This is a genomic window from Pseudoalteromonas sp. Scap03, from assembly GCF_013393115.1.
Taxonomy (GTDB): domain Bacteria; phylum Pseudomonadota; class Gammaproteobacteria; order Enterobacterales; family Alteromonadaceae; genus Pseudoalteromonas.
Window position 1 is genome coordinate 282,649 of sequence record NZ_VDEU01000002.1, and the last position, 10,888, is coordinate 293,536.

Annotated in this window: 8 protein-coding genes; 2 read left to right on the forward strand and 6 right to left on the reverse strand. The window is 37.7% G+C overall.

The genetic code is table 11. The features are described 5' to 3' along the window. Nucleotides 1-69: 69 nt before the first annotated feature. From tsaB to FHG08_RS16630, 6 genes are all read right to left on the reverse strand, one after another. The gene (gene tsaB, locus FHG08_RS16605; RefSeq protein WP_138606520.1) at nt 70-771 is read right to left on the reverse strand and encodes a tRNA (adenosine(37)-N6)-threonylcarbamoyltransferase complex dimerization subunit type 1 TsaB; all 702 of its coding nucleotides are present in this window, start codon (nt 769-771) and stop codon (nt 70-72) included. Between the two features lie 8 nt (nt 772-779). Beyond that, nucleotides 780-2,696, reverse strand: coding sequence for an ATP-dependent DNA helicase (locus FHG08_RS16610; RefSeq protein ID WP_178957123.1), 1,917 nt, complete (start codon nt 2,694-2,696; stop codon nt 780-782). 96 nt (nt 2,697-2,792) lie between these two features. Further along, entirely contained in the window at nt 2,793-4,646 is a 1,854-nt protein-coding gene (locus FHG08_RS16615) for a M28 family metallopeptidase (RefSeq protein WP_178957124.1), read from the reverse strand. An 88-nt stretch (nt 4,647-4,734) separates the two neighbouring features. Next, nucleotides 4,735-6,912, reverse strand: coding sequence for a M4 family metallopeptidase (locus FHG08_RS16620; RefSeq protein WP_178957125.1), 2,178 nt, complete (start codon nt 6,910-6,912; stop codon nt 4,735-4,737). Between the two features lie 302 nt (nt 6,913-7,214). After that, nucleotides 7,215-7,442, reverse strand: a complete 228-nt coding sequence (locus FHG08_RS16625; RefSeq protein WP_178957126.1) for a hypothetical protein — start codon at nt 7,440-7,442, stop codon at nt 7,215-7,217. Nucleotides 7,443-7,571: 129 nt separating this feature from the next. Continuing rightward, the gene (locus FHG08_RS16630; RefSeq protein ID WP_178957127.1) at nt 7,572-8,192 is read right to left on the reverse strand and encodes a transglutaminase-like domain-containing protein; all 621 of its coding nucleotides are present in this window, start codon (nt 8,190-8,192) and stop codon (nt 7,572-7,574) included. 196 nt (nt 8,193-8,388) lie between these two features. Between FHG08_RS16630 and FHG08_RS16635 the strand changes: the two genes are divergently transcribed. Together FHG08_RS16635 and hisG are read left to right on the forward strand one after the other, a co-directional pair. Next, entirely contained in the window at nt 8,389-9,339 is a 951-nt protein-coding gene (locus FHG08_RS16635) for a GlxA family transcriptional regulator (protein WP_178957128.1), read from the forward strand. A 645-nt stretch (nt 9,340-9,984) separates the two neighbouring features. Beyond that, entirely contained in the window at nt 9,985-10,884 is a 900-nt protein-coding gene (hisG, locus tag FHG08_RS16640; protein ID WP_178957129.1) for an ATP phosphoribosyltransferase, read from the forward strand. Nucleotides 10,885-10,888 lie beyond the last annotated feature (4 nt).

Sequence of the window (10,888 nt, forward strand, 5' to 3'; positions counted from 1 at the left end):
CTTCTCCAACCAACAACATACCTAAATTATGATTTAAAATCGCTTAATTTGCAAACAACCGGGTTTATCTTATTCTCGGCCCGGTAATTTTTTCCATGTTACCGTGTCACGCACATACTTTGGTTGTGCATCACTGGCTTGTACACCCTTACCTGCAAGGTACTGCGCCTCTACTAGTGCCAACATATAGTGTGCATCCGGTAAGCTTATTTCTGACTGTATGGTTACATTATTAAATGCCGTTAATGAATCAGGATAACTTTTAAACCCCGTCCCTACGCCTGCAGCATCAATGTTTATATCTATCAAGGTTGCATCTAACAATTCAGGTTTGAATACTCGCTCTTCGCCTTTAAGTGTCATCAATCCATCTTTTGCTTGGTACTGAGCAAAATATATTTCTCCCATACGCGCATCAATACTAGAATAAACATCGTTAGCACCAAACTGTTCTAATGCCTGCTGTGCCATGACTGCTAAAGTAGATACCCCGACTAATGGTAAATTAGTTGAATACGCAAGACCTTGTGCAATGGCTACGCTTATGCGCACGCCAGTAAAACTACCTGGGCCTTGGCCAAATCCTATTACGTCTAAATCTTTTAGTTTACAACCGGCTTTTCCTAGTAGCTCATCAATAAGTGGCAGAATTTTTTGGCTATGCTGCTGCGGGCACTCTTCAAAATGATGAAACGTTTTACCCTGATAATGCAAAACAATTGATAATGCTTCTGTAGAAGCATCTAGGGCGAGAATATTACTTTTGATCATTTTTGTACTCAATTAATATGTTTTAAAAATGTATTGGCATCTTCTAAGCTTCGTGTACGGCGCATTGGCGGTAAACTCTTTAAAAATACTTGTCCATATTGGCGTGTAACTAAGCGATTATCGCAAATCACTAACACGCCTTTATCTTTGTTGTCTCTTATTAAGCGACCTACCCCCTGCTTTAATGCAATCACCGCTTGAGGTAATTGAATATGTGCAAACGGGTCTTTACCTTGCATTTGGCAATCCTGCATTTTGGCTTGCAGTAAAGGGTCATCAGGGGCAGCAAATGGCAGCTTGTCTATAATAACACAGCTTAAGGTGCTGCCTCGTACATCAACCCCTTCCCAAAATGACGCGGTGCCCAGCAATACTGCATTACCATGGCGAGTAAATTTTTCTAGTATAATTCGTTTAGACATTTGCCCTTGCATATAAACTGGGTAGTCCATTTGCGTCGTTAAACCCTCAGCCACTAAATGCATCATACGATAACTAGTAAATAACACAAAACAACGCCCCTTAGCCGACTTTATGAGCTCTAAAGTCAGTTTTACAATAGCATGAGGCATATTATCTTCATGAGATTGTGGTAAATAACGGGGTAAGCACAGCAACGCCTGATTGGCATAATCAAACGGACTATCCACCATCATACTTTGCTTTGGCTTTAAGCCAAGGCTTGCATTAAAGTGGCTCAGTTCATTGTCGACCGATAACGTGGCGGAGGTAAATACAAACCCCGCACCAGATTCTTTCATCATCAATGCAAATTTTGCCGATACGTTTAATGGCGTTATATTTATTGTTAAATAGCGCCTCGTGGTTTCGTACCAGTAACTAAACCCAGTTTGAGCGGTATCAAATACACGTTCTAACTGGCCTTTAAAAGCCAAAACTCGTTCAAACGGATGTTCTATTTTATCGCTGCGCTCTAAGCATAACTTTAAAACCTGATACACAAATTCTAAATCACTAATAACGCGATGTAATGCCGAGCAAATAAGCTTATTACTGAGCTTTTCGCGCCAATCGCCACGGCTACCATCTACCCCAAACTGCAACCTTAAATCAGCGACACTGGTTTCGAGTTTATTTAAACTTTTACCTAATTGCAGCATATCGGGGATTTCAGCGCGATAAATAGCGCGCAAATCGTTAATTAAATCCACCAGCTTTTTGGTGCTCATTGTTTCGCCAAAATAGTCGCTGGCAATTTCGCTTAATTGGTGAGCTTCATCAAATATGTAGGCATCCGCATTAGGCATAAGCTCTGCAAAACCTGATTCCTTTACCGCCATATCGGCAAAAAACAAATGGTGATTTATTACTACAACATCGGCATCAGCCGCTTTTAAACGCGCTTTGCGAATATAGCATTCTTGAAAGTCAGGGCACTCTTTGCCTAAGCAATTATCAGCGGTTGAGCTTACATAAGGTAGCACTTTGGCGTCTTCTTCAATACCAATGCAATCGGCAAGATCACCGCTGTGGGTCTCACTGGCAAACTTTGCAACCATAGCAAGCTGATGCATAACATCAGGGTCGTCTGTTGGTACGTGTGCCACATGCTGAGTTAGTCGATACGTACACAAATAATTGGCACGCCCTTTTAACAAGGCCGTTTTCTTAGCAGCACCTAAGGCTTTTACTAATACCGGTAAATCACGATGATAAAGCTGCTCTTGCAGTGCTTTAGAACCCGTTGAGATGATGGTTTTACCTTTAGATTTAAGAGCGGGAGCTAAATAGGCAAAGGTTTTACCTGTGCCAGTGCCTGCCTCAACAACAAGTTGAGATCGGGTTTTTAATGCATCATCAACAGCCACCGCCATATCGATTTGAGGCTGGCGTGGTGTATATCCATCTATTGATAAAGCCAAAGGCCCGGTCGCACTAAACAGCTGTTTGATAATACCAATCACTTTGTAAAAAATAATAGCGGGATTCTACGTAAGCGAAACATCAAGGGCAAGTAATTAAGTTATATAATAAGGGGGGCACTGTCCCCCTATTAATTATTATTGTGCCGTAATAGATAAGGTAACTCCGCTTGCAGAACTATAGCCCTTTAAATCTATAAACCAAGTACCTGCTTGTGGGTTATCAATATTACAAGTTTCTAAATTACCATTTTTAAATGGCCTACATTGATAAACAGATTCTGTAGATGGGCTTGCAAAATTTACATATAAATCAGCATCTCCATTGCCGCCGCTAATGTTAACTGTGAATGACGAATAGCCAGCATCAAGATTTTGTGTGTATCGGCTCCAATTGTTTGCTGCTACCGAAATATTATTTTCTACACGATTGATAGGTTCTGCTGTGTTACCTTCGTTATAGCTACCGGTTAAAGAAACATTCGTAATCGCATTCCATGCTTGAACCATGACATAATAAACGCCCGCTTGGGCATTACCTATTTCACAACTCTCATTACTTGAAGAGGTTGTACTTTTACAATCAAAGCTTGTTAAGGTAGGTGCTGAATTAAATTTTACGTATAAATCGGCATCACCAGAACCACCGGATGTAATGAAGTTTAAGTTAGTCGCGTTGTCAGGTACGTTTAATGTGAATACACGTTCCGCTTTTGCACTTTCTGTTATACCGGCAACCGTAACACCGTTTTGTAATTCGTCGCCAATTGGGGGGATCACATCGCCTGCATTTTTTGCCATTTCCGATATGAAACTAACAGCTAATTTTGCAAACTTACTAGCATGATCAGCGTCAAAATTAGTGTCATTAATGGTGTGAATTAATCGATTTATATCAGCCATTTTCGACTCAAATGGCATAGATGCTGTAAACCCTTGTTGATACCAAGATGCGTGATCAGAACATCCATATCCACATTGGTCAAAACCGTAACTAACAGAAGGCAAATAAGTATCGATTAGCTGACCTAGAAACTGGTTTTGAGCATTTGTTGTGTAATCTGTCATCATCACAATATCTTCATTGCTACCGTTATTACCAGTCATATCAAACTGCACCATACCAACAACATTTTTTCCTTGTGATTTGTATGCTGAGGCAATCGCTTTTGACCCCCTCAAGCCAACTTCTTCAGCTGCAAAGCCCATTATTTGAATTGTTCTTTGCGGCTTGTAGTCATTATCAACAATTGCTCTTAGTACTTCTGATAATACAGCGATACCTGATGCATTATCATCGGCACCAGGAGAACGTCCATTTGTAGGGTTTGATTGGTTAATTGAATCTAAATGTCCACCTATGATAACAATTTCATCAGCTTTTTCTTCCCCAGGTATTGTGACTATAATCGACGACTGCGCCCAACTATGAGTAAAATATTCAACGCTGATATCGCTACGACTTGCCGCTAACTGTTGCCAATAATCTTTTAACCATTGAGATGCATCTATCCCAGTTTGAGTTGTATAGTAGCGATTGTAAAAGCTACTCATTGAATTAACAGTATTTGTTAAATTATTAGGGCTAATACGATTAATTAGTTGCTGTGTTGTTTGCGCATTATCAATATTATAATCAAAAGCTAAGGTGTTTTGGTTTTGCACAGCTGCCAACTGTTCAGTATATTGTTTTGCTTCATCTAGTGATTCATGCGCTACAAAACCACCACACCGATGGTAATTATCATGCATAAACTCACTCAGCTGTGCTACATCCGAGGTCTTAACCTTTAAAAAATTAACGGTATCTAGCTCAGTTGCATGAATAGTTAATGATTGATGTGATTTACTTACTGTTTTTTTAGTCTGCTGATAATGCTTTGCTGCAATAGGATCTATTGTCACCCATATATTTTCGTTGTCTTGTGCATACAGTGGTTGAACAATTAAGGCGCTAGCGCTAACTAACGCAATATTTAATAAACGTTTCATAAATTGATTCCTTTTAAATCAAGCTATATTCATAGAAAGTGATATGACTAAGATAAAAAAGGGAGCGGACGCTCCCCTAGGAATTGATTTAGTTAGCTTGAATAGTAAGCGTTACACCACTTGCATTGCGGTATCCTTGTAAATCAATGTGCCAAGTCCCTGCTTGTGGATTATCGATAGTACAACTTTCGTTATTGCCATTTTTATATGGGCGACAAACATAAGTATTTGTATCTGATGCTGCTCCAAAGTTTACATATAAATCCGCATCGCCACTGCCACCCGCAATTGAAACATTAAGTGAGCTATAACCTGAACCTAAACTTTGCGTAAATCGAGTCCAGCCTCCAGAGCTTACAGCTACATTTTCTTCAGTTCGATTTATAGGCGTTGTACCCCCAGTATCGCCATCATAACTGCCAAGTAATGTGACTCCTGAGATTTGATTCCATGCCTCAACCATTACATAATAAGTACCGGTTTGAACATTACCGATAGCGCAACTTTCATTACTTGTTGACGTTGTGCTATTACAGTCAAAGCTATTTAGCGTTGGCTTAGACCCAAATTTTACATACAAATCAGCATCGCCTGTTCCACCTGATGTGGTAAATGATAAGTTACCTGCATCTTGTGGCACATCAAGCGTAAAGAATATTTGTTGTTTGGCTGCACCGCTGATCCCCGTACGTGGGATGTCATTTGTAAGCGCTTCTATTTCGGAACCTGAATCACACGAACTACCAGCACTCAAACTAGAGTTTACACCAACAGCACTTAACGCCGCTTTTACGTCCTGTGTGTCGTAGTTTAGATCACAGGCTGCGTCCATAACACCATTACCGGCTATATCCCAGTTAGTACTGGCAGTCCAATACAGTTGATTAGCACGCGCCATCACTTCAAATGCTTTTTTTGTATTCCATCCAGCAGTCGTGGCTAGGTTATAAAACGCTTTGTTGTAAACACCTGAACTGTAATGTACATCCATACCACTAGTATAATCGCTTTGTTTATCAATCGAGCGCCCATCTTGTGTTGGATTATTCATGTATCGCAAAGCACCATTACCTTTGAATATGTCTTGACCTACAAGCCAATCATTACTTCCTCTCATGTAATACTCTGCAGCCTCACCTGCCATATCAGAAAAAGCTTCATTCAGCCCGCCTGATTTGCTGTTATAGATCAGACCTGAATTTTGCTCGGTAAACCCATGGCTTACTTCATGGGCTGATACATCTAAGCTTACAAGTGGATAAAATGTATTTTGACCATCTCCAAAAGTCATTGCACTGCCATCCCAAAATGCATTTTCATAATTGTTGCTATAATGCACTCTCATTTTTAATTGAAAAGATAATGGTGGCGTACCAATCCAATCGTTATACATGTTATAAATTACGTTGCCGAAATAATGTGCATCATTTAAAGGTGAGTAAGCACCATTAATTTCTTTAAAGGTATTCTCAGGACAGGTAAATGAATAAGCACTTGTTCCGCTCGTCCCACCATTTAAATTAATAGTTCTAACGTTACTATTTTCCATCACGCAATTACTGCCCGATTGAGTTACATTCAAACTATCAAAATCAGTGCCATAAACATATTTGCCCGTCTTCAAGTTTCCACCTGGGCCAGTCGCATCAGCATGTTGGAGGTTATCGATGCTAAATAGAATATCTCCATTGTTTGCATCAATAATTTGATAAGGTCTCGCAGGGTTTCGACCATAAGTTACATAAGACACCTCATAAACTAAATGAGCAGTACCTTGTTCGTCTAGCCAAATTGCTAGTTGAGATTTTTCATTATACTTTTTCAAATCAGCGGTTTTTATTGCTATATCTGATTGTTGCAACCCTTTTGTAATTGCTTTATTTTTACTTAACTTAGGAGTAACGCTATTAATATCTGTAGCAAGCTCATAAACAGCAGCGCCGTGAGAGTGTTTTAGCTGGCCATTATTGAATGTTAGGCTAACGGTATCTCCTATAACGGGTAAATCGTTAAAGAACTGTTGATATCGTTTGGTTATATCTCCGTTTTTACTTTTAATTTCTTTTACTACGACTAATTTATTCCCTGACTCCAAGCCAATTTTTGCAGCTAGGTTAGTATCATTAAGTGATACAACACTACTTTGCGCTTTATTGATGTTATTTGACTGCTCACTAAGGTATTTTTTATTCGCAGCTACCGCTGCTGGTGCTTGTACTAGTGTAAAAGCTGCAAGGGTTGCTATTGTGATTTTTGATAAATTCACGGTTACGCTCCATTTTGTTTTGTTAATAGTATATTTATACTAACCGGCACTACCTGTTCCCGATTCAGGATCAGCGTAGGTCACAAAACAACCAAATGGAAATTAAACAAAAAATTTACAATTAAAGTATGAGCCAACAAAAATAAAGTATTAAAAATCAATGCAGAATGATTTTTAATTTCGTTTTAATGAATTTTAAATATTCAATTTGTAAATTTAAAGTTACAAAATCGAGATTGTAATTTGTAAAAAAGAAAGGCATGTAATAAGAATTACGAAAAAGTGGAGGGCATATTCAATTGTTATGCCCATGTATCGAGGTGTTTATCGTTACCATCTGTATTTTTATTATGTTCATCAGCATTTGTTGTCGATATTTTTTTTTGCTTTTCTATCTCTTTCTTTTTACGCTCTTCAAGTTCAACTTGTTTTGCTCTAGCGCTTTGTTGCACCCCTGCAATATGAAAAGCACCTTTAGATTCAAGCGCTAAACGGGTAATTTGCCCTAAATAGGGGATCATTATATCCATGTGTACCTCCAGCAGGTTAGGCGTAATTTTATAAATATAAAACTGTTGATAAATAACGCAATACTGTTAATGTTATCGGCAGCTGTAAAATATTCATTAAATTTTCTTGCCGTCATATCAATTAATACATTATTCAATATTGCTAAAATTAAGCTTTAAATGCGGGTAATAAAGCTCACAATTTTGATTAATAAATGCTGTTGGCATTACAGCATATTGACCGTGATCTTTTAAATATTCCATGTGCTTTTTACCATCTGTAGTAAATTGATGAAATAAAGAATGATTAACCCCATCAAAATCTAGCGGTTTTATTTTAACTAAGTCGCATAGTTCCTTATTAAAAGCAGGGGTCGATTTAACCCATTCACCTTCAATAAACTGCTCCACGTAAGCATGCATTGTAAACACTTCATTCTTTAGTAACTCATCTAATTTAGGAGTGCTCAAATGGTTACGAACATCAGCTAAACCTAACCGTGCAGGAATATCACAAGCTCGGCTTAATGCTATTTGTAATGATGCCTTTGGAATACAATATGCTGCTTTATTATTTAAGCAATAATCACTACTTAGTGACTTTGCCCCATCTAAAAGTGTAAAAGGATCATATTTAATTCCGTCTCTTACAAGGTAATATATTGAAACGGCCTTAGTGCGTTCGTCATTACCTTTTACCTTTTTTAGCCAGCTATTAATTTCATTATGCTTGTGATTGAAAAAAGCATCATTTTGTAAGTACTGCTTCAAACCTGTCCCCTTAACGAATGTATTTATTGTAATTACAGATAGTTTGACTATATTTTTTAATAGTAAAAAAGCATTTTAAAACAATAATTTTAAAACTATATAAGTCTTTAAAGTATCTTTTAATGTTACTTATACAAAAATTAAAATACTATGTCTGCACAGGCATTTTAAATAGTCCAATTGGGCCATAAGAATTATGAAAAATATAGCAATTATTGCCTATGAGGGCTGCTGGGCTGTTAGCGTATTTTTAGCTAAAGATTTTTTTACTATTGTTTCTTTACTCGACACACATTACTCATTACCTCAAAGTTATAACGTAGAAATAATAACGACCGACGGTGCACCTATAACAAGCTCGAGTAATTCACTGGTTATTGCCGATAAGTCACTTACTGATAAGCAGTATGACTTAGTTATTATACCGCCGATAGAAGGTTCTAAATTAAAAAATATGCCACGGGGCACTGAGTTAATTATTGAATGGTTAAAACCTAAAATAAGTAGTAATACGTCTATTCTTTGTTTAAGTAATGGCTCTTATTTTTTAGCGGCAACAGGTAAATTAAATAAAACGGTGATTGCTACGCATTGGAGCTTAGTCAAGCCGCTAAGTGGATTATTTCCTGATTGCCAATTTATTAGTCATAAATCGTATTTAAGAAAGGGAAATATATATACAACGGGCTCTTTTGAAGCCGGTATTAGCGTACTTTTAAGCCTTGTTGCTCGAGACAAAGGCGATCGTTTTTCTCAGCAGTGCGCTACTCATTTACTTATTTCTGACTCTGGTAAGTTAAACCTTATTTTGCCTCAATTTAATAACCACAGAGACGAAAAAATTAACGAAGTACAAGATTGGATTCATAATTACCCAAGCGGTGTAATCACTATCAATAAATTAGCAAAACAATTTAACTTTAGTGAACGCAATTTAAAAAGGCGATTCTCACAAGCAACAGGTATATCAATCAACAAATATGTACAAGAAGTACGCATAGATAGGGCCAAAAAACAGTTATTAGCAACAGATAAGACCGTGAACGAAATATCAATAGACGTAGGATATGAAAACAGTAGTTTTTTTTCTCGCTTATTTAAAAAAAGCACAGGGTTAACACCTGCAAAGTGGCGTAAAAATGATTAATTAACTTTACTTAAATGATGATTTAAGCCCAAGAGTTCAATTCCATCATCATTTTGGTTACTGTTTTATTTGTGATTTAATTTGCTTTTTATAAAGGACTTCGTTTTTTCTATTTTGTAATTCAAGTTGTAATTTTTTGGTAGCTGCACCGTTTTACACATCTGCGATATAAGACATACCTTTAGACTCATACTACAAACCGATTACTTTATCCAAATAAGTGGGCATCATAGCTATGCGTACATCCTTCAAAAACTCAGTCTATTGATGAATGAAAATCAAACAATTCATGTAACACTAATTTAAATGGGTTATATTCTTAGTACCGGCAGTTATAAGATATTCTTTAATTAAAGAAAATTTTCCTTGCCATGATGTTAGTGAATATGTTTTTATAAATGGGAAATTATTAAACAAACAGCAGCTAAGCGTTAACATAGTAACGAATAGCTAAACAGGATATAAAATGCTTAATTCACTGACAGTTGTACATCACCACCATCATTCATCGGAATAACCTGTCAGGTCTTTCGCTGAGAGGTTGTTCCTAAAAGGAAACCTCTGGCGAATCAACATACCAAGATTCATTTTCGCCCTGAGGTTTCCCTCGGGGTTTTTAGTTTTTAAATTAAAGGAAAATGAGTAATGAATAATAGTAATCGTCTTCGTATCGCCATCCAAAAAGGTGGCCGCCTATCTAAAGATTGTCAAGATCTACTTAAACAACTGGGTGTAAAACTCAATCTTCGTGAGCAGCGCCTAATAGCACACTCAACCAACATGCCTATCGACGTTTTGCGTGTGCGCGATGACGATATTCCAGGCTTAGTTATGGATGGTGTATGTGATTTAGGTATTGTTGGCGAAAACGTATTAGTTGAAGTACAAGCAGAAAGAGAACGCCAAGGTGTACCGAGTGAAGTAACAAAGCTTGCTAAACTTGACTTTGGTTACTGTCGTTTAGCACTTGCATGGCCACAAGAACTTGGTAAGCAAGACAAGAGCTGGTTTGAAGGCAAACGCATAGCAACCACTTACCCAGAAATTTTAAGTCAATACCTAAAACGCGAAGGCATCAACGCCAGCACAGTAATGTTAACCGGTTCAGTGGAAGTAGCACCACGAGCAGGACTTGCCGATGCGATTTGTGATTTAGTCTCTACTGGCGCAACGCTTGAAGCAAATGGCTTAATGCAGGGTGATACAATTTTAGAGTCAAATGCTTGTTTAATCCAAAACACTCAACTACAAGATCCTGAAAAATTAGCGCTCATCAATAAACTAATGCCGCGTTTACGTGGTGTAAAGCAAGCTAAAGAAAGCAAATACATTATGTTACACGCACCAAAAGACAAGCTTGATGAAATTTGTGAGATTTTACCTGGCGCTGGCCAACCTACATTATTGGCTCTTGCGGGTAATAATGAATATGTTGCCCTTCACATGGTGAGCAGTGAAACCCTATTTTGGGAAACCATGGAACAACTTAAGGCCCTTGGTGCCAATTCTATTTTAGTTATGCCAATTGAAAAAATGATGGAGTAACAAC

What these genes read in the sequence shown, in the direction of transcription:
- FHG08_RS16615 (WP_178957124.1), bottom strand. Translation starts at nt 4,646, where the DNA reads ATGAAACGTTTATTAAATATTGCGTTAGTTAGCGCTAGCGCCTTAATT.
- FHG08_RS16635 (WP_178957128.1), top strand. Translation starts at nt 8,389, where the DNA reads ATGAAAAATATAGCAATTATTGCCTATGAGGGCTGCTGGGCTGTTAGC.
- tsaB (WP_138606520.1), bottom strand. Translation starts at nt 771, where the DNA reads ATGATCAAAAGTAATATTCTCGCCCTAGATGCTTCTACAGAAGCATTA.
- hisG (WP_178957129.1), top strand. Translation starts at nt 9,985, where the DNA reads ATGAATAATAGTAATCGTCTTCGTATCGCCATCCAAAAAGGTGGCCGC.
- FHG08_RS16625 (WP_178957126.1), bottom strand. Translation starts at nt 7,442, where the DNA reads ATGGATATAATGATCCCCTATTTAGGGCAAATTACCCGTTTAGCGCTT.